Origin of the sequence: Sphaerisporangium sp. NPDC088356, from assembly GCF_040685555.1 — a bacterium.
Lineage (GTDB): Bacteria > Actinomycetota > Actinomycetes > Streptosporangiales > Streptosporangiaceae > Sphaerisporangium.
This window is the reverse complement of record NZ_JBFBIK010000038.1, coordinates 18264-38934: the sequence shown is the minus strand read 5'-3', so window position 1 is coordinate 38934 and position 20671 is coordinate 18264. Positions and strand designations below refer to the sequence as shown.

Annotated in this window: 23 protein-coding genes; 16 read left to right on the top strand and 7 right to left on the bottom strand. The window is 71.1% G+C overall.

The window, feature by feature from the left end:
• The first annotated feature begins 90 nt into the window (after nt 1-90).
• Nucleotides 91-1881: an ABC transporter ATP-binding protein gene (locus tag AB0O34_RS16685; protein ID WP_363916301.1), complete on the top strand. Its 1791-nt coding sequence runs from the start codon at nt 91-93 to the stop codon at nt 1879-1881.
• Nucleotides 1878-3680 carry an ABC transporter ATP-binding protein gene (locus AB0O34_RS16680; RefSeq protein WP_363916279.1) on the top strand — a complete coding sequence of 601 codons (1803 nt, stop codon included), beginning with the start codon at nt 1878-1880 and terminating at the stop codon, nt 3678-3680. The genes AB0O34_RS16685 and AB0O34_RS16680 overlap by 4 nt, the downstream gene beginning before the upstream one ends.
• Nucleotides 3681-3769: 89 nt before the next feature.
• On the opposite strand, the gene AB0O34_RS16675 is transcribed toward AB0O34_RS16680, so the two are convergent.
• The 7 genes from AB0O34_RS16675 to AB0O34_RS16645 all read right to left on the bottom strand — a co-directional run bounded on the left by AB0O34_RS16675 (nt 3770) and on the right by AB0O34_RS16645 (nt 9651).
• Nucleotides 3770-4093, bottom strand: coding sequence for a hypothetical protein (locus AB0O34_RS16675; protein ID WP_363916278.1), 324 nt, complete (start codon nt 4091-4093; stop codon nt 3770-3772).
• A gap of 55 nt (nt 4094-4148) precedes the next feature.
• Nucleotides 4149-4490, bottom strand: coding sequence for a hypothetical protein (locus AB0O34_RS16670; RefSeq protein ID WP_363916277.1), 342 nt, complete (start codon nt 4488-4490; stop codon nt 4149-4151).
• 137 nt (nt 4491-4627) lie between these two features.
• A complete protein-coding gene (locus AB0O34_RS16665) occupies nt 4628-5476 on the bottom strand; it encodes a helix-turn-helix transcriptional regulator (protein WP_363916276.1) in 849 nt (282 codons plus the stop codon).
• Between the two features lie 103 nt (nt 5477-5579).
• Nucleotides 5580-6386: an ABC transporter permease gene (locus AB0O34_RS16660; protein WP_363916275.1), complete on the bottom strand. Its 807-nt coding sequence runs from the start codon at nt 6384-6386 to the stop codon at nt 5580-5582.
• 46 nt (nt 6387-6432) lie between these two features.
• Entirely contained in the window at nt 6433-7347 is a 915-nt protein-coding gene (locus AB0O34_RS16655) for an ABC transporter permease (protein ID WP_363916274.1), read from the bottom strand.
• The gene (locus AB0O34_RS16650; RefSeq protein WP_363916273.1) at nt 7344-8555 is read right to left on the bottom strand and encodes an ABC transporter substrate-binding protein; all 1212 of its coding nucleotides are present in this window, start codon (nt 8553-8555) and stop codon (nt 7344-7346) included. Before AB0O34_RS16650 ends, AB0O34_RS16655 begins: the two co-directional genes overlap by 4 nt.
• 58 nt (nt 8556-8613) lie before the next feature.
• The gene (locus tag AB0O34_RS16645) at nt 8614-9651 is read right to left on the bottom strand and encodes an ABC transporter ATP-binding protein (protein ID WP_363916272.1); all 1038 of its coding nucleotides are present in this window, start codon (nt 9649-9651) and stop codon (nt 8614-8616) included.
• Nucleotides 9652-9739: 88 nt separating this feature from the next.
• Between AB0O34_RS16645 and AB0O34_RS16640 the strand changes: the two genes are divergently transcribed.
• From AB0O34_RS16640 to AB0O34_RS16575, 14 genes are all read left to right on the top strand, one after another.
• On the top strand, nt 9740-10462 hold the full coding sequence (locus AB0O34_RS16640; protein ID WP_363916271.1) for an FCD domain-containing protein: 723 nt from the start codon (nt 9740-9742) through the stop codon (nt 10460-10462).
• Nucleotides 10463-10469: 7 nt separating this feature from the next.
• The gene (locus tag AB0O34_RS16635) at nt 10470-11195 is read left to right on the top strand and encodes a hypothetical protein (protein ID WP_363916270.1); all 726 of its coding nucleotides are present in this window, start codon (nt 10470-10472) and stop codon (nt 11193-11195) included.
• Nucleotides 11185-11529 carry a phosphoribosyl-AMP cyclohydrolase gene (gene hisI, locus AB0O34_RS16630; protein WP_363916269.1) on the top strand — a complete coding sequence of 115 codons (345 nt, stop codon included), beginning with the start codon at nt 11185-11187 and terminating at the stop codon, nt 11527-11529. The genes AB0O34_RS16635 and hisI overlap by 11 nt, the downstream gene beginning before the upstream one ends.
• 37 nt (nt 11530-11566) lie before the next feature.
• Nucleotides 11567-12241 (top strand): TIGR02234 family membrane protein, encoded by a 675-nt coding sequence (locus AB0O34_RS16625; protein WP_363916268.1) that lies wholly within the window; start codon nt 11567-11569, stop codon nt 12239-12241.
• 142 nt (nt 12242-12383) lie between these two features.
• A complete protein-coding gene (locus AB0O34_RS16620; RefSeq protein WP_363916267.1) occupies nt 12384-12881 on the top strand; it encodes a CD225/dispanin family protein in 498 nt (165 codons plus the stop codon).
• Between the two features lie 53 nt (nt 12882-12934).
• Nucleotides 12935-13318 carry a DUF2752 domain-containing protein gene (locus AB0O34_RS16615; protein ID WP_363916266.1) on the top strand — a complete coding sequence of 128 codons (384 nt, stop codon included), beginning with the start codon at nt 12935-12937 and terminating at the stop codon, nt 13316-13318.
• A gap of 190 nt (nt 13319-13508) precedes the next feature.
• Nucleotides 13509-14333, top strand: coding sequence for an indole-3-glycerol phosphate synthase TrpC (trpC, locus tag AB0O34_RS16610; protein WP_363916264.1), 825 nt, complete (start codon nt 13509-13511; stop codon nt 14331-14333).
• Between the two features lie 50 nt (nt 14334-14383).
• Complete coding sequence (gene trpB, locus AB0O34_RS16605; protein ID WP_363916300.1) at nt 14384-15574, top strand: tryptophan synthase subunit beta; 1191 nt, start codon at nt 14384-14386, stop codon at nt 15572-15574.
• Between the two features lie 32 nt (nt 15575-15606).
• A complete protein-coding gene (gene trpA, locus AB0O34_RS16600; RefSeq protein ID WP_363916263.1) occupies nt 15607-16401 on the top strand; it encodes a tryptophan synthase subunit alpha in 795 nt (264 codons plus the stop codon).
• A 273-nt stretch (nt 16402-16674) separates the two neighbouring features.
• On the top strand, nt 16675-17253 hold the full coding sequence (locus tag AB0O34_RS16595; RefSeq protein ID WP_363916262.1) for a MauE/DoxX family redox-associated membrane protein: 579 nt from the start codon (nt 16675-16677) through the stop codon (nt 17251-17253).
• A complete protein-coding gene (locus AB0O34_RS16590) occupies nt 17253-18005 on the top strand; it encodes a thioredoxin domain-containing protein (protein ID WP_363916261.1) in 753 nt (250 codons plus the stop codon). Before AB0O34_RS16595 ends, AB0O34_RS16590 begins: the two co-directional genes overlap by 1 nt.
• Before the next feature lie 26 nt (nt 18006-18031).
• Nucleotides 18032-19144, top strand: a complete 1113-nt coding sequence (gene lgt / locus AB0O34_RS16585; RefSeq protein WP_363916260.1) for a prolipoprotein diacylglyceryl transferase — start codon at nt 18032-18034, stop codon at nt 19142-19144.
• On the top strand, nt 19141-19863 hold the full coding sequence (locus tag AB0O34_RS16580) for a VIT1/CCC1 transporter family protein (RefSeq protein ID WP_363916259.1): 723 nt from the start codon (nt 19141-19143) through the stop codon (nt 19861-19863). Before lgt ends, AB0O34_RS16580 begins: the two co-directional genes overlap by 4 nt.
• Nucleotides 19860-20669 (top strand): hypothetical protein, encoded by an 810-nt coding sequence (locus tag AB0O34_RS16575; RefSeq protein ID WP_363916258.1) that lies wholly within the window; start codon nt 19860-19862, stop codon nt 20667-20669. The genes AB0O34_RS16580 and AB0O34_RS16575 overlap by 4 nt, the downstream gene beginning before the upstream one ends.
• Nucleotides 20670-20671 lie beyond the last annotated feature (2 nt).

Sequence of the window (20671 nt, the reverse complement as noted above, 5' to 3'; positions counted from 1 at the left end):
GTCCAGCGAAACAGACAGGCCCTCACCAGGCATGGCCCCGTCGAGAGGATCCCCCGCGTGCCGAGCGAGCGCCAGCACAGTCCGACAGTCATGCGTCAGGGACTGCGTGTCGTCGGGCACGCGATCCGTACCGAGCCCCGGATCTTCACCGGCGCGGTCCTGGCGAGTTCCGTCTACGGGATCATGACCGTCGGCTCCTCATGGGCGCTGGGATGGGCCACCGAGAACGCCGTCCTGCCCGCCTTCCGCGAGGGGCACGCGACCACCGGCACGCTGGTGACCGCGGCCCTGCTGATCGTGGGCGTCGCGGTGGTGAAGGCGGCGGGCGTGATCGGCCGCAGGGTGCTCGCGGGCATCATGCAGTACCGCATGCAGGCCAGATCCCGCCGCGCGGTCACGCGGCAGTACCTGCGGCTGCCGCTCGCCTGGCACCACCGCCACCCGACGGGCCAGCTGCTGTCGAACGCCAGCTCCGACGCCGAGGCTGCCTGGGCCCCGCTGGCCCCGCTGCCCATGGCCGTCGGCGTGGTGGTGATGCTGGTCACCGCCGCCGTCGCGATCCTGCTCGTGGACCCGATGCTCGCCCTCGTCGGTTTCCTGATATTTCCGGCTATCGCTGTGCTGAACCTCGTCTACCAGCGCCGGCTCTCCCCCCTCGCGATGCGCGCCCAGCAGCTCCGCGCCGAGGTCAGCGAGATCGCCCACGAGAGCTTCGACGGGGCGCTGGTCGTCAAGACCCTCGGCAGGGAGGACGCCGAGGCCGTCCGCTTCCAGGCCAAGGCGGACGAGCTTCGTGACGCCAACATCGCCGTGGGCCGCATCCGCGGGCTGTTCGACCCGCTGCTGGAGGCGCTGCCGACGCTGGGCGTGCTCGCCGTGCTGCTGTTCGGCTCCATCCGGCTCGCCGCCGGCGACGTCTCGTCGGGCGAGCTGATCCAGGTGTCCTACCTGTTCACGCTGCTGGCGTTCCCGATCCGCGCGCTCGGCTGGGTGCTCGCCGAGATGCCGCGCAGCGTCGTCGGCTGGACGCGGGTGCAGGACGTGCTGAACGCCTCCGGCTCGATGGAGTACGGCACCGCCCGCCTGGACGCCGGCGGCCCCGCCCGGCTGGAGGTGCGCGGCCTCACCTACGGCTACTCGGCGGACACGCCGGTGCTGTCCGGGGTCGACTTCCAGGTCGGGCCCGGCCGTACGGTCGCGATCGTCGGCCCCACCGGCTCGGGCAAGTCCACGCTGACCCAGCTCCTCGTCCGGCTGATCGACCCCGACCAGGGCCAGGTGCTCATCGACGGCACCGACCTGCGCGAGGTCGCGAAGGGCCAGGTGAGCACGGCCGCGTCCCTGGTCCCGCAGCAGACGTTCCTGTTCGACGACACCGTGCGCGGCAACCTGACCCTCGGGACGGACGCAGGTGAGCCCGTACCGGACGAGAAGATCTGGGCGGCGCTCCGCCTCGCCCAGGCGGAGGGGTTCGTGAGCGCCCTGCCGAAAAACCTGGACACGCAGGTCGGCGAGCGTGGCGCGACGCTCTCGGGCGGCCAGCGGCAGCGGCTGGCGCTCGCGAGGGCGCTGGTCAGGACTCCGCGGCTGCTCATCCTGGACGACTCCACCTCCAGCGTGGACGCGCAGGTGGAGGGCCGGATCCTGTACGGCCTGCGGGAGGGGTCGCCGGACTCCACGGTGATCGTGGTCGCCTACCGGATGGCGACGATCGCGCTGGCGGACGAGGTCGTCTACCTGGAGCACGGCAGGGTCGCCGACCGGGGCCCGCACGACGTGCTGCTCGCCCGGTGCGAGGGCTACCGCAACCTCGTCACCGCCTACGAACGTGAGGAATCCGAGCGCGCGGCGCTCGACGCCGACGAGGGGATCGTGGCATGACGTCGCGGGTCGAAGAACGTGGCATGACGACGTCGCTGCGGGTGGAGCAGCGCTCGGCTCTCGGGACGTTCCGGCGGGGGCTTGAACTGTCGCCGGAGTTCCGCGCCGGCCTGCCGGTGACGCTGGTGCTGGCGGTGGCCGCCACGCTCGGCAAGGTGATCGTCCCCATCGCCGTTCAGCAGGTCATCGACCGAGGGCTGAAGAACGCGACGCCGGATGTGCCGTTCATCAGGAACGCCGTCCTGCTGTGCGCGGTCGCGGTGTCGCTGACCGCGCTGTGCGGCTACCTCATGAACGTCCGCCTCTACCGCTCGACCGAGTCGGGGCTGGCCTCCCTGCGCGGCAAGGGGTTCCGGCACGTCCACGACCTGTCGGTGCTCACGCAGAACACCGAGCGGCGCGGCGCGCTGGTCTCCCGGGTCACCAGCGACGTGGACCAGATCAGCACGTTCATGCAGTGGGGTGGCCTCATGGTCATCATCTCGGTGGGCCAGCTGCTCATCGCGAGCGTGCTGATGGCCTTCTACTCCTGGCAGCTCGCGCTGGTCGTCTGGGGCTGCTTCCTGCCGCTGGTGATCGTGCTGCCGAGGTTCCAGCGCTGGGTGGCCCGCGCGTACACCCAGGTCCGTGAGCGCACCGGCGACATGCTGTCCGCGATCAGCGAGTCCGTGGTCGGCAGCGCGGTGATCCGCGCGTACGGCTCGGAGGAGCGCACCGCCCGGCGCATCGACGAGGCCGTCAACGCCCAGCGCAACGCCCAGACCCGGGCTCAGAAGATCGTCGCGTTCACCTTTCCGATCACCGAGCTGGTGGGCGCGGTCGCGGTCGCCGGGGTGGTGCTGCTGGGGGTCGAGCTCGGCGTCGGCGGCACGATCTCCGCCGGGCGGCTGGTCGCGTTCCTGTTCCTCATCACCCTCTTCATCAGCCCCCTGCAGACCGCGACCGAGGTGCTCAACGACGCTCAGAACGCCGTCGCCGGGTGGAGGCGGGTCCTCGGCGTGCTGGACACGCCGGCGGACGTGGCCGACCCGGTGAACGGGGTGACGCTGCCGCGCGGCTCCATCACGGTCTCCTTCCAGGACGTGGGCTTCGCCTACCCGGACGGGCCTCCCGTGCTGCACCAGGTCTCGGTCGACATCGCGCCCCGGACGCGGGTCGCGGTGGTCGGCGAGACCGGCTCGGGCAAGACGACCTTCGCCAAGCTGCTCACCCGCCTCATGGACCCGACCGAGGGGCGCGTCCTGGTCGACGGTGTGGACCTGCGCAAGGTGCGGTTCTCCTCCCTCCGGGAGCGGATCGTCATGGTGCCGCAGGACGGGTTCCTGTTCAGCGGCTCGCTCGCGGACAACATCCGCTACGGCCGCCCCTCGGCCACCGACGCCGACATCGACCTCGCCATGACCGAGCTGGGCCTGACCGACTGGCTGGAGGGCCTTCCCGCCGGCCTGTCCACCCCGGTGGGCCAGCGAGGCGAGTCGCTGTCCGCGGGGGAGCGCCAGCTCGTCGCGCTGGCCAGGGCCTATCTCGCCGACCCCGACCTGCTGCTGCTCGACGAGGCGACCTCCGCCGTGGACCCCGCCACCGAGGTGCGGATAGCGCGGGCCCTCGACGGGGTCACCCGCGGCCGTACGGCCGTGTCGATCGCCCACCGCCTGTCCACCGCCGAGGCGGCGGACGAGGTGCTGGTGTTCGAGCACGGCCGTGTCGTCCAGCGCGGGCCGCACGCCGAGCTGGTGCGGCAGGACGGCGTGTACGCCGACCTCTACGCCTCCTGGACCTCGGCCGCCAGGTCGTCGTAGAGCTCGTCAAAACCTGCTTGTTCAGTAGTTCAAGCCGGGCGGCCCCGCTGAGCCGATCTCCTACCTCGCCGGCCTCACCCCGCGGCCGCTCAGCGGTCCTGGCGGTCCGAGGGGGTGAGCGCCTGGCGGATCCGCGCCTCGGTGGTGGCCAGGTCGTCGACGGGGGCGATGCGCTCGGCCCACGACCACCAGAACCACCAGGTCCCCTGCCGCTGGGCCGCGAAGATCACCTCTGACAGGGTGGGCACCACGGTACTGATCACGATGAGCTGCGGGAGCCCGCCGGCGGTCGCTCCGACGCGCACGTACAGGCCGCGCGCCTGGAGCACCTCGCCCAGCGCGTGCAGGTGGGCGGTGGCCGTCCGGTGGGTGCTGGCCGTGGTCGCGGACGCGACCTTGTCGGTGGTCGTCATGGTCGGCTCCGGTGTGCTGGGGACTTCGCGGATGAACATGGCCGGGGGAGAGCGGTTATTCGGGGTCGGCGAAGAGCTCGGGGAGCGGGCGCGCGCGCAGGGTCGCGTAGTGCTCGGCCAGCCGGGCGGCGGCGGTGGCGGGAGCGAGGGCGAACGTGCGCAGGACGCCGCCCCTGCGGCTCGGGTGCGGGCTGGTCCACCAGATGATGCGGCCGTCGACCCGGGCCAGCAGGCCCTGCCACAGAGAGACGGCGGCCTGGCCGTCTTCGAGGAAGTAGACGTACGCGGGGATGTTCCGGCGCGCGAGGCAGGTCTGGAGGTCCTCGGCGATCTGCCGGACGGCCGCCGCGGGACGGCGGCCGGCGAGGGCGGCGGCTTCAACGTGGAGGGCGGGCACGAGGTGGCTCCTCACCGGCGCGACTGGGCTCGCCTGGCTCGTCGTGGGCCGTGCGAGGCGGGCCACGGCCCGCGTCGCCACGGAGGTGTCGCCCAAGAGGCTAGGTGGCGGCCGATCTCGGGATCAACGAAGTTGCTTCATGTTCCTCGCAATCCGTCCGACGTCGCGGTGATGAGGTCGCGTGCCGCCTGACCATAGACGGCGGCCTCGGCGAGTTTGGTGAACGCCTTCTCGTACAGCGCGACGTCGGTGGGCGCCTTGATTCTGAACTGCCCGGGGACCGTATCCACCCTGACCTGATTATCGTCATATATCCAGAAATTTTCGGGTGGCATGATCGGTGGCCGGGTTGTCGCGGGGATCACGCCGAAGCTGAGTTGCGGCATGTTGGTCGTGATCCGGACCAGCCGGTCGAGCTGGGCGACCATCCCTTCGGGGTCGCACACCGCGGTGCGCAGCGCCTGCTCGCCGACGACGAACATGAACCGCTTGCCGCCCGCCCCGAGCACCTCCTGCTGCGCGAGGCGGGCGGTCACCGCCGCGTCGAGATCGTCGGGGATGCCCCGGAAGTCGATGATCGCCCGCAGGTGCGCGCGTGCGTACTCGGGCGTCTGCAGCAGCCCGGGAACCGCCGAGTGCTGGTAGACCCTGAACTGCTGGGTCTCCCGGTAGAGCGGCTGGAACGACTCCTGGACGTGCCGCAGGCCGGTGGTCTCCAGCCTCCGCCACTCGGTGTACATGGAATCGATGTTGCGCACGGCCGCGATCAGGTCGACGACGTACTCCTCCGCGTCGCAGACCCGGCACCAGACCCTGATGTCGTTCTCGTTCGGCAACTGCGACGCGTGCTCGATCTTGGACACCTTCGAGTAGTGCCAGCCGGCCTCGGAGGCGAGGGTCCGCCCCGTCAGGCTGGCCTCGCTGCGGATCTCCCGGAGCCGCGCGGCCAGGATTCCCTTCGCTTCGGTGATACGGGTCGGGGGCATGGGGGCCACCTCTTCGGTTACGTGATGTCGTGACATCCCGACCGTAGCCCTTAGATTTCTCTCTGTACCCGCATATTGCGCGATGTTGCTTGGCAATCCCGGGTCAGTGGGTGCTGGTGGTGCCGGAGAGGCGCTGCGCGAAGTAGATCGGGACCACCGAGAAGACGATGAGCGCGGCGGCGACCACGTTGACGACCGGCGCCTGGTTCGGGCGGAAGAGGTTCTCGAAGATCCAGATCGGCAGCGTCCGCACCCCCGCCCCGGCGGTGAACGTCGTCACGATGATCTCGTCGAACGACAGGGCGAACGCGAGCAGCCCGCCCGCCAGCAGCGCCGAGCGCATCATCGGGAACGTCACCAGGCGGAAGGTCGTGAAGGTGTCCGCGCCGAGGTCGGCGGAGGCCTCCTCGATGTTCGTCCCCATGCGGCGCAGCCGCGCCAGCACGTTGTTGTGCACGGTGACCACGCAGAACGTCGCGTGGCCCACGATGACGGTGAACAGGCCCAGGCCGACGCCGAAGGGTTCGAGGATCGTGCGGAAGGCGTTGTTGAGCGCGATGCCGGTCACGATTCCGGGCAGGGCGATCGGCAGCACGATGAGCAGCGAGATGGTGTCGCGGCCGAAGAACCGGTAGCGCTGCACGGCGAAGGCCGCCATCGTGCCGAGGACCAGCGCGATCGCCGTCGCGCCGGCTCCCGCCTGCACCGAGGTCCACAGGGCGTCGCGCACGCCGGAGGAGTTCCAGGCCGTGCTCCACCACCGGGTGGTGAACCCGGTCGGCGGCCAGGCGAAGGTCCGGTCGGCGTTGAAGGAGTTCAGCAGCACGATCCCCAGCGGCACGTAGATCACCGCCAGGCCGAGGGCCAGTGCCAGGCGCAGTGCCAGCCGTGCCGCGCGGGACAGGTTCACGAAAGCCTCCGGTCCACCGGGTCGGAACAGGTGCGGGGAGCGCGGGTCATAGGTTCTCCAGCGCTCCGGTACGGCGCACGGCGGCGAGGTACACCAGCATGATCAAGACCGGGATCGTCGCCACGGCGGCGGCGAACGGCAGGTTGTTGGCGGCGCCGATGTTGTCGTAGACGACGTTGCCGATGAGCTGGCTCTTGCCTCCGACGATCTTCACGGCGATGTAGTCGCCCAGCGAGAGGGAGAACGTGAACACCGAGCCCGCCACGATCGCGGGGAACGTCAGCGGCCACACCACCGTGCGGAAGGTCCGCCAGCCCCGCGCGCCGAGGTCGCCGGCCGCGTCCAGCAGGGAGTTCGGCAGGCGCTCCAGCCCCGCGTAGATCGGCAGGATCATGTAGGGCAGCCACAGGTACGACAGCGTCAGGATGGTCGCCGTCAGCCCGTACCCCCAGCCGAGCAGGCCGTCCGACGACAGCATCACCCGCCAGGCGTACGCCTTGACCAGGTAGGACGCCCACAGTGGGGTCAGGACGGCGATGACCAGCCAGCGCTGGGTGCGCGGCGAGGCCAGCTTGGCCATCGCGAACGCCATCGGGAAGGCGATCATCATGTCGATCAGCGTCACCGCGACCGCGACGCCGAGCGACCGCAGCGCGACCGTCCGGTAGACCTCGATGGTGAGGACGTCGTGGAAGTTGGCCCAGGTGAACGTCCTGACCAGGTCGCCGGTGAAGGAGTCCGTCGTCCAGAAGGCGGTCACGAACAGGGCGGCGAGCGCGCCCAGGTAGGCCACGCCGAGCCAGGCCAGGGGCGCCGACAGCAGCAGCGACAGCCGTACCCCGGCGTGCCGGTGGAGCGCGGCGGCGAGCCTGCGTCGGGGGCCGGGACGCGCCGGCGCCGTGCCCCCGCGGCCGGACGGGGACGCCGGGGCCGCCGGCGTCCCCGATGCGGAACCGATCACCCCTTGATCTCCGTCCAGGCCCGGGTCCACTCCGAGTAGTCCTTGCACTTGACGTCCGTACGGCCGTCCAGGCACTGGGCGATCGGGGTGGTCCAGAAGTGCACCTTGGAGAAGTAGGACTCGTCGGTGGCGTGGTAGGTGTCGCAGAAGCCCTTGTCGGCGGTCTGGGCGCAGGACTCGGAGTTCGAGGGCGCCTCACCGAACCACTCGGCCACCTGGGCGTTGGCCTTGGGGGAGATGATCCAGTCGAGCCACTTGTAGGCGCAGTTGGGGTGCTTGGCCTCGGCGGCGACCATCCAGGTGTCCGACCAGCCGGTGGACCCCTCCTTGGGCAGCGTGGCCTTGACGGGCGCCTTGTCGGCCTCGACCAGGTTCGCGATGACCTGCCACGTCGTGCCCGCCACGGCGTCGCCGCTCTTGAACGACTGCACGGCCTTGGTGTAGTCCGACCAGTACTCGCCGATGTTCTGCTTCTGCTGCTTCAGCAGGTCCACCGCCGCCTGGAACTGCTTGTCGTCCAGGGCGTAGGGGTCTTTGATGCCGAGGTCGGGCTTGGTGGCCATCAGGTACAGCGCGGCGTCGGCGATGTAGATGGGGGAGTCGTAGGCCGTCAGCTTGCCCTTGTACGGCGAGGCCGGGTCGAAGACGACGCTCCAGGAGTCCGGTTCCGGGGTGACCTTGTCGGTACGCCACATGAGCAGGTTGGCGCCCCTGCCGTGCGGCACGCCGTAGGCCACTCCGTTGACCGAGTTCCACGGCTTGAGCTTCAGCCCCTCGAACACGTTCTTGTAGTTGGGCACCAGGTCGGTGTTCACCGGGGCGACCGTGCCGGAGGCGATCAGGCGCAGCGACGCGTCGCCCGAGGCGGACACGGCGTCGTACTCGCCGGTCTTCATCAGGTTCACCATCTCGTCGGAGGTGCCCGCGGTCTTGGTGTTGACCTTGCACCCGCTGGCCTGCTCGAAGGGATGGACCCAGTCGACCTTCGGGTCGTTGGAGCCGTCCTCGGCGTAACCGGCCCAGGCGACCAGGTTGACCTGGCCCTCGCCGGCGCCGAGGCTCTTCGGCGCCTCCAGCTTGGGAGGGGTGAACGCGCTCTGGCCGGGGGCGGCCGCGCCGCCGGTCGAGGTGCCGGTCGAGCCGCCGCCACAGGCGGCGGCTGCCAGCGCGAGCGCGGCGGTGGCGATCACGAGTCGGGTGGACCGCATGGTGTTTCTCCTTGAGGGGTGGAGCGCGGTGCTGGACGGGATGAGGGGTGTCCGGCCTTCAGGAGGCGATGGCGAATTCGTGGCGGCGGTTCCATACGAGCCGGGCGCGGCTGCCTCGCAGGCCCGTCACCTCCATGGACGAGACCTCGAGGTTCTGCTGCGTGACGATCAGCCGCCCGCCCGCGTCGAGGTCGACGACGAACCGGGTCGCCGCGCCGGCGTACACCACCTCGGCGACGGTGCCGGTCACGCTGTGGTCGCCCTCGGCGACGGGGGCGTCCACGTCGAGCACGAGGCGGAGCTTCTCCGGACGCACGCTGAAGGTGCCGTCCCTGCCGAGCACGGCCTTGGCCGCCTCGCCCGAGATCAGGTTGGAGGTGCCGACGAACCCGGCCACGAACGGCGTCGAGGGCCGCTCGTAGACCTCGGCGGGGGTGCCGATCTGCTCGATCCTGCCCCGGTCGAACACCGCGATCCGGTCGCTCATGGTCAGGGCCTCCTCCTGGTCGTGCGTGACGAACAGGAACGTGATGCCGACCTCACGCTGGATCTGCTTCAGCTCGACCTGCATCTCCTCGCGGAGCTTGAGGTCGAGGGCCCCGAGGGGCTCGTCGAGCAGCAGGACGCGGGGCCGGTTGACCAGCGCCCTCGCCAGCGCGACGCGCTGGCGCTGCCCGCCCGACAGCTGGGCGGGCCGCCGCTTCTCGAAGCCCTCCAGCCGGACGGAGCTCAGCGCGGTCACCGCCCGCTCGCGCCGCTCGGCCTTCCCGACCTTCTTGACCCGCAGGCCGTACTCCACGTTGTCCAGCACGTTCATGTGCGGGAAGAGCGCGTAGTCCTGGAACACGGTGTTGACGTCACGCTCGAAGGGGGTGAGGCGGGTGACGTCGTGGCCGCCGAGCTCCACCGTGCCGGCGGTAGGGGACTCGAAGCCCGCGATCATCCGGAGCACGGTGGTCTTGCCGGATCCGGACGGGCCCAGCATCGCGAAGAACTCGCCGTCCGCGACCTCGAGGTCGACACCGGCGACGGCCTCTACGGGCCCGAAGCTCTTGCTCAGGCCGCGCAACCGTACCGCCACGTTTTGATCTGGCATGAAGCAAAACCTATGGGGTTAAATGTTTCGCGGTGACGCACCATCCGATATCACTGTGATTAAGGCGGCAGAGGGGCAGGGCTCGGGCATGAACACCGCTCACGTGGCCGTCTTCTCCCCGCTCGACAGCACCGCCCGGGTGGACGCCGTCGTGCGCCGCCTCGCCGACGCGATCGCCCTCGGGCTGCTGGCCGACGGCGAGCAGCTCCCGAGCGAGGCGGAGCTAGCCGGGCGGCTCGGGGTGTCCACCGTGACCCTGCGCGAGGCGCTCATGGCGCTGCGGCAGCGCGACCTGGTCGAGACCCGCCGGGGCCGTGGCGGCGGCAGCTTCGTCCGCGTACCGCCGGACCCGTCCGGCGCCGAGTTCGAGGCACGGCTGCGCGCGTACTCCGTGGGGGAGCTGCGCGACCTCGGCGACCACTACGCCGCCATCGCGGGCGCGGCGGCACGCCTGGCGGCGCACCGGTCGCTGCCGGAGGACATCGCGCCCCTGTGGCGGTCCGCCGACGAGATGGCCACCGCGTCCGACGCGCGCCGCACGCGCGTCGAGGGACGCTTCCACATCGAGGTGGCGGCGGCCTCGCAGTCGGCGCGCCTCACCCAGGAGGAGATCCGGTTACAGGCCGACATCGGACCCTTGCTCTGGCTTCCCCGGGCGGGGGCGACCAGGCACGATGAGGTGGTGGCGGAGCACCGCGCCATCGCCGGGGCCGTCCAGCGGGGCGACGCGGGTGAGGCCCGCGATCTGGCCGAGCGGCACGTGCTCGACGCCGTCGAGCATCTCATCGAGCTCCGGCTCCTCGAAACGTGACGGGATCATGGCAACGAAGGTTGAGGATGAGGCAGGCGCGACCGTGACCCGGGCGCGCCTCACCGTCAGCGACACCGCCGAGCAGGTGTTCCGCGCCCTGGGCGAGGTCCGCGCCGCCGCCGCCGAGCGGATCCTGCTTGTACGGCGCGGCGGGCGCGCGCCGGTGACCGCCGATCTCGCCGCGCTGCGCCCGCTGCTGTTCGGGCACCTCGGCGCGCTGATCGCGGGCATCGGCTTCATCGCCGCCCCCGGCCTGCTCGCCGACGCGCCCTGGTACCTCGAATGGTGGCAGGACAACCCCGGCGGCGCCCCCGCGCAGCTCCTGCGCGACCTGAACCCCGCGAGCAGCGCCTTCTACGACTACACCCACTGGGACTGGTTCGCCGGGCCGCGGTCCGGTGCCGAGCGCACCGTCTGCGGCCCCTACGTCGACTATCTGTGCACCGATGAGTACAGCCTCACGCTCTCGGTCCCGGTGCTGGTGGAGGGCGTCTTCGTCGGTGTCGCGGCGGCGGACGTGCTCGTGCGGGCCTTCGAGGGGGCCGTGACCCCCGCGCTGAGGCGGATCCCGGCGCCGGCCCTCCTGGTGAACGCCTCGGGACGCGTCGTGGCCTCGACGACGGCCAAGTGGCTCGCCGGTTCCGTCTACAGGGGAGCGGCGGGTTTCACGGCGTACCCCTGCGGTGACCTGCCCCTGCGCCTGGTTGCGGCAGAATTGCCCCATGCCTCTTGACCAGAAGATCGCGGACCGCCTGAAGCGCACCCCGGACGGGCTGGTGCCCGCGGTCGTCCAGCAGCACGACACCGGTGAGGTGCTGATGCTGGCCTGGATGGACGACGAGGCGCTGCACCGCACGCTGACCACCGGCCGCGCCACCTACTGGTCGCGCAGCCGGGGTTCCTACTGGGTGAAGGGCGAGACCTCGGGCCACGTCCAGTGGGTCAGGCACGTCGCCCTCGACTGCGACGGCGACACGATCCTGCTCAAGGTCGACCAGGTCGGAGCGGCCTGCCACACCGGCGACCGCACCTGCTTCGACGCCGACGTGCTGGAGGTGTCCGCGTGACCCCGGCCGCGCGCGCCGCCGTCCGGTGGGTGGCGCGATGACGACCGCTCCTGTCCGTACGAGCCCCGCGCGTGGCGGGGCGCGGCGGCCCCTGATGGCGTGGGTGGCCACCGGCGTCGCGGGGGCGGTGCTCGCGCTGGTCGCCGGGGGGCGCACCTGGGCGAGTGTGGCCTTCTCCGGCGATCCGAGCGGCCTCCACGCGGCCCCCGTGCCGCTTGCCGGAGGCGACGTCGCGCCCGTCCTGAGCCCGCTGGCCCTGGCGTCGCTGGCAGCGGTGGTGGCCGTGCTCGCGACCCGGGGCCCGTGGCGCAGGCTGATCGGCGTCCTGATCGCCCTGTTCGGCGCCGCGATCGTCGCGGCCTCGTGGCAGGGCGTCCTGTCCTCGCACGTCGTCTCGGCCGCCCAGGAGCGCACGACACTGTCCGGCGCCGACCAGGTCGTCGTGTCGACCTCCTGGGCGTGGCCGGGCATCGCCACGGCGGGCGGGCTGGTCCTGCTGGCCGCGGGGGTGATCGCCGTTGTGCGAGGCGCCGGTTGGCCCGGCATGTCCGACCGGTACGACCGTCCCGCGCCGTCCTCTGAGGGTGGAGGCCGCGCCGCCCCGGCGCCCGGTCCCGAGCGGCCAGGCCGTGCCGAGCGGTCGCTGTGGGACGCGCTCGACCGGGGCGACGATCCCACCGACGTCCCCCCGGACCACCGCACCGGCGGCTGAGGTGGACAGAGCCGATGAGCCGTTCTTCCTTGCCGCTCTCATGACAACTTGCCCACAAAGTGAAACTTCAGCCCTCCGTGTCGCCGGTCGTCGCTATGCTGCCGCAGCGCAACACGCACATTGACGTCACGGGAGTCATTCAATGAGCTACGGGAATCAGCCGGGCAATCCTGAGGATCACAACCCTCAGCAGCCCGGCTACGGCCAGCAGGGTGGTGGCCAGCCTTCAGGGGGGTACGGCCAGCAGGGCGGCGGTTACGGCCAGCAGGGCGGGGGGTACGGTCAGCAGGGCGGTGGGTACGGGCAGGGCGGTTACCCGCCTCCGGGCGGCGGCTACGGGCAGCCGCCCTACGGCGGCGGGCCGGCCGTGCCGGACAACCACCTGGTCGCCGCGATCCTCACCACGCTGTTCTGCTGCCTTCCGTTCGGCATCGTGTCGATCGTGAAGTCGTCGCAGGTCAACTCGAAGTGGGCGGTCGGCGACTACCAGGGGGCCATCGCCGCGTCGGAAGAGGCGAAGACCTGGTGGAAGCGGGCGCTGATCTGGGGAATCATCGTCGACGTGGTCGTGGTCGTGGGCTACGTCGTCCTGTTCCTGGTGCTCTTCAACGCGGGCAACGTCAACACCTACAACTACTGATGACCTCACACGCCGAGCACACCGGGAGGCGTGGCACGGACCGGATGCGGTCAATGCTCGCGCCCCTCGGTGCCGCGGTGCTCACGGGGGCGGTCTTCACCTACGTCGGCGCGGTCGACCCGAACGCGCCGGGTCACTACCCGACCTGCCCGTTCCTGTTCATCACGGGGCTCTACTGCCCCGGCTGCGGCACGCTGCGCACCATCCACGCCCTGGCCCACGGCGATGTGGTGGCGGCCCTCGGGCTCAACCCTCTCGCGGTGGCCACGATCCCGTTCCTGCTGTTCTGGTGGGGCCGGTGGACCGTGCGCACCTGGCAGGGGAGGCCCGTCCGCACGACGCTGGCGCACCCGGCCTATATCTGGGCATTCCTCACGCTCGTGATCGTGTACTGGATCGTGAGAAATCTGCCTTTCGGCAGGTTCCTGGCACCGTGACGCCCCGAGATCCGGCACCCTGTGGCAAGGCGACGGCGGTAAGCCCGATACCATCGGCAGGGCAAGGTCGGGAGAGGAAGCCGGCCTCCGACTCGATCAGCTGATCGGATGGCACGGTGTCCTCTGCCCTGCGAGGCACAGTCGACCGGAGGGACCCTGATCGGGTGAGCGAGCCAAGCGAGGAGATCAAGTGAGCGTGCTCGACGAGATCCTGGACGGCGTGCGGGCCGACCTCGCCGATCGGCAGCAGGCCGTGTCGCTGGCGGAGCTCAAGGACCGCGTCCAGCGGGCGCCGGCCACCAGGGACGCGTACGCCGCGCTGGGCGGCGACAAGGTCTCCGTCATCGCCGAGGTGAAGCGTTCCAGCCCGTCCAAGGGCGCGCTGGCGGCGATCGCCGACCCCGCCGCGCTCGCCGGCGACTACGAAGCGGGCGGCGCGCACGTCATCAGCGTGCTGACCGAGCGCCGCCGGTTCGGCGGCAGCCTCGAAGACCTGGCCGCGGTGCGCGCGGCCGTCGACATCCCGATCCTGCGCAAGGACTTCGTCGTCACCTCCTACCAGCTGTGGGAGGCGCGGGCCCACGGCGCCGACCTGGCGCTGCTCATCGTCGCGGCCCTCGATCAGAACGCCCTGGTGTCGCTGATCGAAAGGGCCGAGTCGATCGGCCTCACGCCGCTGGTCGAGGTGCATACTGAGGAAGAGCTCGACCGGGCGCTCGAGGCGGGTGCGAAGATCATCGGTATCAACGCGCGCGACCTCAAGACCCTCGAGGTCGACCGCGACGTCTTCGCCCGCATCGCGCCCAAGATCCCTGACGGCGTGCTGAAGATCGCCGAGTCCGGTGTGCGCGGCCCGCACGACCTGCTGGCCTACGCCCGGGCGGGCGCCGACGCCGTGCTGGTGGGCGAGAGCCTGGTCACCGGCAAGGACCCCAGGGCCGCTGTGGTGGACCTGGTCACCGCGGGGGCGCACCCCGCTTCGCGACTCGACAACGGACCCGAGAGGCAGCAGTGACGACCTCCGAAGGCACTCTGATCACCGCGGCCGGCCTCGCGGGCAACGGCGTGGCCGGCGACGACCCCGACATCCGCGGCCGTTTCGGCGTGTTCGGCGGCCGTTTCGTGCCCGAGGCGCTGATCCCGGCCCTCGACGAGGTCGCCCGCGTCTACCAGGACGCGAAGAACGACCCCGCGTTCCTGCGTGAGTTCGAGCACCTGCTCCGCACGTACGCCGGTCGGCCGACCACCATCACCGAGGTAAGCCGGTTCAGCGAGGTGGCGGGCGGGGCCCGCGTGCTGCTCAAGCGCGAGGACCTCACGCACACCGGCGCCCACAAGATCAACAATGTGCTCGGCCAGGCGCTGCTCACCAAGCGCCTCGGCAAGACGCGCGTCATCGCCGAGACCGGAGCCGGCCAGCACGGCGTCGCGACCGCGACCGCCTGCGCGCTCATGGGCCTCGAATGCGTCATCTACATGGGCGAGGTCGACTGCGAGCGCCAGGCGCTCAACGTCGCCCGCATGAAGCTCCTCGGCGCGACGGTCGTCCCGGTCGGCAACGGCAGCCGCACCCTCAAGGACGCCATCAACGAGGCGTTCCGCGACTGGGTGACCAACGTCGACACCACGCACTACCTGTTCGGCACGGTCGCGGGGCCGCATCCGTTCCCCGAGATCGTCCGTGACTTCGCCCGCGTCATCGGCGTCGAGGCCCGCAGGCAGGTCCTGGAGCTCACCGGCCGCCTGCCCGACGCCGTCACGGCGGCCGTCGGCGGCGGCTCCAACGCCATCGGCATCTTCCACGCCTTCATCGGCGACGAGGGCGTCGCGCTCCACGGCTACGAGGCCGCTGGGCACGGCGTCGAGAGCGGGGAGCACGCCCTCACCCTCACCGAGGGCTCGATCGGCGTCCTGCACGGCTCCCGCACGTACGTCCTGCAAGATGACGAGGGCCAGACCATCGAGTCCCACTCGATCTCGGCGGGCCTCGACTACCCCGGTGTCGGCCCCGAGCACGCCTGGCTGAAGGACTCCGGCCGCGCGAGCTACCACGGCATCACCGACGCCGAGGCGATGGAGGCGTTCTCGCTGCTCGCCCGCACCGAGGGCATCATCCCGGCCATCGAGTCGGCGCACGCGCTCGCCGGCACGATCAAGCTCGGCCGGGAGCTCGGCCCCGAGGCGACCATCCTGGTCAACCTCTCGGGCCGTGGCGACAAGGACATGGGCACCGCCATGAAGTACTTCAACCTGTAGGCCCCAGACACCTGTGAGCGGGACTCCCTGACATGACGACTCTTCAGACGGTGTTCGAGAAGGCACGGGCCGACAAGCGGGCCGCCCTGGTCGGATACCTTCCGGCCGGCTTCCCGACCAAGGACGGCGCCATCGCCGCCGCCACGGCCATGGTCGAGGCGGGCTGCGACGTCATCGAGATCGGCCTGCCCTACTCCGATCCGCTGATGGACGGTCCCACCATCCAGGACGCGGTGCACCGCGCGCTGAGCAACGGCACCCGCATCGCCGATGTCATGCGCACCGTCGAGGGAGTGGCCAAGACCGGCGCGGCCGTGCTGGTCATGACCTACTGGAACCCGATCGACCGCTACGGCGCCGAGCGCTTCGCCCGCGATCTGGCCAACGCCGGCGGCACGGGCACCATCACCCCCGACCTCACGCCCGAGGAGGCCGGGCCCTGGTGCTCCTTCAGCGCCGCCGCGGGCATCGACACGGTGTTCCTGGTCGCGCCCAGCTCGCCCGACGCGCGCATCCAGGCCGTGGTCGACTGCTGCACCGGTTTCGTCTACGCCGCCTCCCTCATGGGGGTCACCGGCGCGCGCGCGAGCGTCAGCGCGGCGGCCGAGGGCCTGGTGAAGCGCAGCCGGACCCACACCGACCTGCCGGTCTGCGTGGGGCTCGGGGTCGGCACCGGCGCCCAGGCCGCCGAGGTCGCGGGCTACGCCGACGGGGTCATCGTGGGCTCGGCGTTCATCCGCCGCCTGCTCGACGCCCCCGACGAGGCCTCCGGCCTCGCGGCGGTGCGCGAGCTCACCGCCGAGATGGCGGCGGGCGTACGCGCCTGACCCTCCCGCGGTCGCCTCGTGGTGGCGCCGCCTGACTTCGCACGATCCCCGGCCGCCCTGTGAAGGGCGGCCGTTCGCGTCGCCCGCGCCCCGCCCCTCGAATCCTCTGCTCAGGCCGTTTACCAGGCGCTTATCGCGGTCATGATGGGCTGGTCACCCGGTACTCTTCGGCCGAACGCCTGTATCGGGCCGGACGCTCGACGTCCCGGTGCCAGACGAGTCCACGACCGGATCGTCTCGCAGACCGGCCTGTTCCTGGACAAGGAGACGAGAATGCTGGTGACTTCCAAGGAGCCCGCGTCAATGGGGTCGCTTTACGTGCGCCCGGCGGTACCCTGGGTGACGACCGTCGCCCGGCTGGTGGTCGCGAGCGTGCTGATCGCGGCCGGGTGGCTGAAGATCGGCACACCGGCTCTCTCCGTCCAGGCCGTGAAGGCCTACGAGCTGCTGCCGGTGCCGGTCGCCACCGCGGTGGGCTACGGCCTGCCGATCGTTGAGATCGTCGTTGGGGTGTTGCTTGTTGTCGGGCTGCTCACGCGTGCGGCGGGCGTCGTCTCCGCGTTGCTCATGCTTGTCTTCGTGGTCGGCATCGCGTCGGCGTGGGCACGCGGCCTGCGCATCGACTGCGGCTGCTTCGGCGGCGGCGGCAAGCTGGCAGAGGGGAAGAGCCCGGGCTACCTGTGGGAGATCCTCCGGGACGGCGGGTTGTTCCTGCTGGGGGCGTGGGTCGTCCGATTCGCTCCGGGCCGCCTCGCGCTCGACTCCGCGCTGGGCCTGGCCCCCGCGAGCGAGCCGCACGCCGACGTCGACGATATCGAGGGCGACGAGCCCCACATGAAGGAGAGTCTCTGATGGGAAAGGCCGCGCGGGATCTCTCCGCGCGCGAGCGCATCAAGTCGCAGCGCGAGCAGGAGCGCAAGCAGCAGCAGCGCAGGCGTCTCGCCACCGTGGTCACCGTGGTGATCGTGGCGCTCGCCGTCATCGGCGGCGCGTGGTGGTACGTGCAGTCCGGCAAGTCCGAGACGCTCAGCGGGCAGCTCGCGCCGATCACCCTGCAGTCCGACGGCTCCAGGGTCATGGCGAAGCCGGGCGTCGAGAAGCCCGTGCTCGACATCTACGAGGACTTCCAGTGCCCCGCCTGCCAGGGCTTCGAGCAGGCGAGCTCCGCGACCGTGAAGAACATGGCGGCGGCGGGCCAGGTGAAGGTCGTCTACCACGCCGTGAACATCTTCACCGACGAGCCCGCGCACGGGAACACCGTTCGCGCGTCCTCGGCCGCGCGGTGCGTGCCCGACGGCAAGCAGTGGATGGCCTTCCACGACCGGCTGTTCAAGGAGCAGCCGTCCGAGACCAAGAGCGGCTTCGCGATCGACGACCTGGTCAAGTGGGGCAAGGAGGCCGGAGTCACCGACCCGGGCTTCGAGTCCTGCGTGCGTACCCAGAAAGAGGCTCCGGCCCAGGCCGCCTACACCGCGAAGCTGGAAGGCGCGAAGCTCTTCGCCAAGGGCACGCCCACGCTGCGGCTCAACGGCCAGGAGATCGACAACACCATCTCCTACAGCCCGTCGTCCCTCCGCAAGACCATCCTTGATGCCGCGAAGTAGGCCGGGAAACGGTAACGTCACCTGACATGCCCCTGGCCTCCTTTCCCAGCCCTTCAGAAGGGGTCTGGTTCCTCGGACCGGTCCCCTTGCGGGCCTATGCCTTCTGCATCGTGCTCGGCGTCATCGCCGCCGTCTGGATCGGCGAGCGCCGCTGGCGCGCGCGCGGCGGCGAGCCCGGCACGATCACCGACCTGGCCGTCTGGGCCGTTCCCTTCGGCCTGGTCGGCGGTCGGCTCTACCACGTCATCACCGACTGGCAGCTGTATTTCGGGCCCGACGCCCCCAACCGGCCGATCGACGCGCTGTACATCTGGCACGGCGGTCTCGGCATCTGGGGCGCGGTCGCGCTCGGCGGCGTCGGGGTGTGGATCGCCTGCCGCAGGCGCGGCATCTCTCTGTCGGCGGTGGCCGACACGGTGGCGCCCGGCATCGCGGTGGCCCAGGCCATCGGCCGCTGGGGCAACTATTTCAACCAGGAGCTGTTCGGGGGCCCCACCACGCTGCCGTGGGCCGTGGAGATCGACCCGGGCCGCCCCGGCACGATCCCCGGCGTGACGACCTACCACCCCACCTTCCTTTACGAGTCTCTGTGGGATCTGGCCCTCGCCGGCGTGCTCATCTGGGCCGGCAGGCGCTATGGGCTGCGTCACGCCCGGCTGTTCGCGCTCTACGTCGCGGGCTACACCCTTGGCCGCTTCTGGATCGAGGGCATGCGGGTCGATCCCGCCCACCACATCCTCGGCCTGCGGCTGAACCAATGGACCGCCGTGGTCATCTTCATCGGCGCGCTGGTCTACTTCTGGGTCACCAGGAACAAGACCACCGAGGAGACCCTGGTGCCGAGTTCGGGCTCCGGTGAGGGCTCCGGCGAGGGCTCCGATCCCGCGCATCCCGCCGACCTGGCCGACGACCACGAGCGCGCCGGGGCGTCCGCCGAGACCACCGTCACCCTCGCGGCGGAAGCCGATCCGGCCGGCGACCCGGCGGCGGCCGATCCGGCGGACGACCCGGCGGCGGCCGATCCGGCCCATCACGCGGACCAGGCCGACGCGGCAGAGACCGGCCGCAAGGCCGAGGGCGAGAAGACGCACGAGGCGCCGGCGCCCGCCGTGCCGGACTCGGAGGCGAATTCACGATGATCCAGGGCGGCTCCTCGGGGGGGCGCGCCGAGATCCACCACAAGCACCGCGACGTGACAGGCGGATGGCTCCGCCCGGCCGTGTTCGGTGCCATGGACGGTCTGGTGTCGAACTTCGCCCTCATCGCCGGTGTCGCGGGAGGGAGCGCCGGCACCAGGGTCGTCTCCCTCGCCGGCATCGCCGGGCTCGCCGCGGGCGCCTTCTCGATGGCGGGCGGTGAGTATGTCTCGGTGGCCAGCCAGCGCGAGCTGGCGCTGGCCGAGATCGACATCGAGCGCGCCGAGCTGGCCGACAACGCCAAGGCGGAGGAGATCGAGCTCGCCCAGCAGTACGAGATGCGCGGCGTGGACTCCGAGCTCGCCGCGGAGGTCGCCCGGCAGATCTCCCGCGATCCGGTCCAGGCGCTGGAGGTCCACACCCGCGAGGAGCTCGGCGTGGCCCTCGGCGACCTGCCCTCTCCCAAGCTCGCCGCCCTCTCCTCGTTCCTGTCCTTCAGCGTGGGGGCGATCGTTCCCCTGCTGCCCTACCTGTTCGGGGCCGAGGTGCTGTGGTTCTCGGCGGCCGTCTCGATGATCGCCCTGTTCGCGGCCGGGGCGGTGGTGTCCCGCGTGACGGCCAGAAGCTGGTGGTTCTCCGGGTTGCGCCAGCTGACGGTGGGCGCGGTGGCGGCCGCTCTGACGTTCGGTCTCGGCACGCTCATCGGCGCCGGCGGCCTGTGAGCGCGCGCAGCAAGAGACGCCGGCCCTCCTTCGAGGTGGAGGCCCTCTCCGAGCGGGGGCTGACCGAGAAGCAGCAGCGGATCCTGTTCGCCGTGGGCACGGTCCTGGTCGTGCTCGTGGGCGGCTTCGGCCTCACCGCCATCGTCAGCACCCTCGGGGTCTCCCAGCCGCCCCCCGAGCAGGGCACGCAGGCCGACGCGATCGGCCTTCCCCACCCCGACGAGTACCAGGCCTGGGTGTCGCCCAACCTGTTCGCCCCGATCGCCGACCGCAAGGCCGACGGTGCCCCGCTGCGGGCCGAGGAGGTCTTCGGCGCCAAGACGCTCACGAGCGGCAAGCTGACCCTCAGGCTGGCCGGCCGCCGTCTGGACGACGCCTGCGCGCCAGTGATGTGGGGCGGGGACGTGCTGGCCAAGCTCGCGGAGACCGGCTGCACCCAGGCGGTCCGGGGGATCTACCTCAGCGCGGACCACCGGTACGTCGCCCAGTACACCCTGTTCAACATGGCGAGCTCCAGCGCCGCCGACGGGTTCGTGCGGGAGATGTCCACCCTCTACAGGGGAGGCGGCTGGGTCCGCCCGCTGGAGTCAAAGACGGCCACGTTCGTGCCCGACGGCTACACCGAGGCCAGCGGTCACGCGATGGGGCACTACGCCGGGTTCGTGTGGGTCGGGCGGGTCGACGGCCAGGAGCCTGCGCCCAAGGAGGACTTCGTGTCGCTGATCCTCGGCGTCAGGGGCGCGGAGAAGGCGATCTACCGCCGCGTCGTCGCCGTCACCGGGCCCTCGGCGCCCCCCGCCAAGTAGGG

Coding starts and splice junctions, on each gene's coding strand:
- AB0O34_RS16685 (WP_363916301.1), top strand. CDS start 91: ATGCGTCAGGGACTGCGTGTCGTCGGGCACGCGATCCGTACCGAGCCC.
- AB0O34_RS16680 (WP_363916279.1), top strand. CDS start 1,878: ATGACGTCGCGGGTCGAAGAACGTGGCATGACGACGTCGCTGCGGGTG.
- AB0O34_RS16675 (WP_363916278.1), bottom strand. CDS start 4,093: ATGACGACCACCGACAAGGTCGCGTCCGCGACCACGGCCAGCACCCAC.
- AB0O34_RS16665 (WP_363916276.1), bottom strand. CDS start 5,476: ATGCCCCCGACCCGTATCACCGAAGCGAAGGGAATCCTGGCCGCGCGG.
- AB0O34_RS16650 (WP_363916273.1), bottom strand. CDS start 8,555: ATGCGGTCCACCCGACTCGTGATCGCCACCGCCGCGCTCGCGCTGGCA.
- AB0O34_RS16645 (WP_363916272.1), bottom strand. CDS start 9,651: ATGCCAGATCAAAACGTGGCGGTACGGTTGCGCGGCCTGAGCAAGAGC.
- AB0O34_RS16640 (WP_363916271.1), top strand. CDS start 9,740: ATGAACACCGCTCACGTGGCCGTCTTCTCCCCGCTCGACAGCACCGCC.
- AB0O34_RS16635 (WP_363916270.1), top strand. CDS start 10,470: ATGGCAACGAAGGTTGAGGATGAGGCAGGCGCGACCGTGACCCGGGCG.
- hisI (WP_363916269.1), top strand. CDS start 11,185: ATGCCTCTTGACCAGAAGATCGCGGACCGCCTGAAGCGCACCCCGGAC.
- AB0O34_RS16625 (WP_363916268.1), top strand. CDS start 11,567: ATGACGACCGCTCCTGTCCGTACGAGCCCCGCGCGTGGCGGGGCGCGG.
- AB0O34_RS16620 (WP_363916267.1), top strand. CDS start 12,384: ATGAGCTACGGGAATCAGCCGGGCAATCCTGAGGATCACAACCCTCAG.
- AB0O34_RS16615 (WP_363916266.1), top strand. CDS start 12,935: ATGCTCGCGCCCCTCGGTGCCGCGGTGCTCACGGGGGCGGTCTTCACC.
- trpA (WP_363916263.1), top strand. CDS start 15,607: ATGACGACTCTTCAGACGGTGTTCGAGAAGGCACGGGCCGACAAGCGG.
- AB0O34_RS16595 (WP_363916262.1), top strand. CDS start 16,675: ATGCTGGTGACTTCCAAGGAGCCCGCGTCAATGGGGTCGCTTTACGTG.
- AB0O34_RS16590 (WP_363916261.1), top strand. CDS start 17,253: ATGGGAAAGGCCGCGCGGGATCTCTCCGCGCGCGAGCGCATCAAGTCG.
- lgt (WP_363916260.1), top strand. CDS start 18,032: ATGCCCCTGGCCTCCTTTCCCAGCCCTTCAGAAGGGGTCTGGTTCCTC.
- AB0O34_RS16580 (WP_363916259.1), top strand. CDS start 19,141: ATGATCCAGGGCGGCTCCTCGGGGGGGCGCGCCGAGATCCACCACAAG.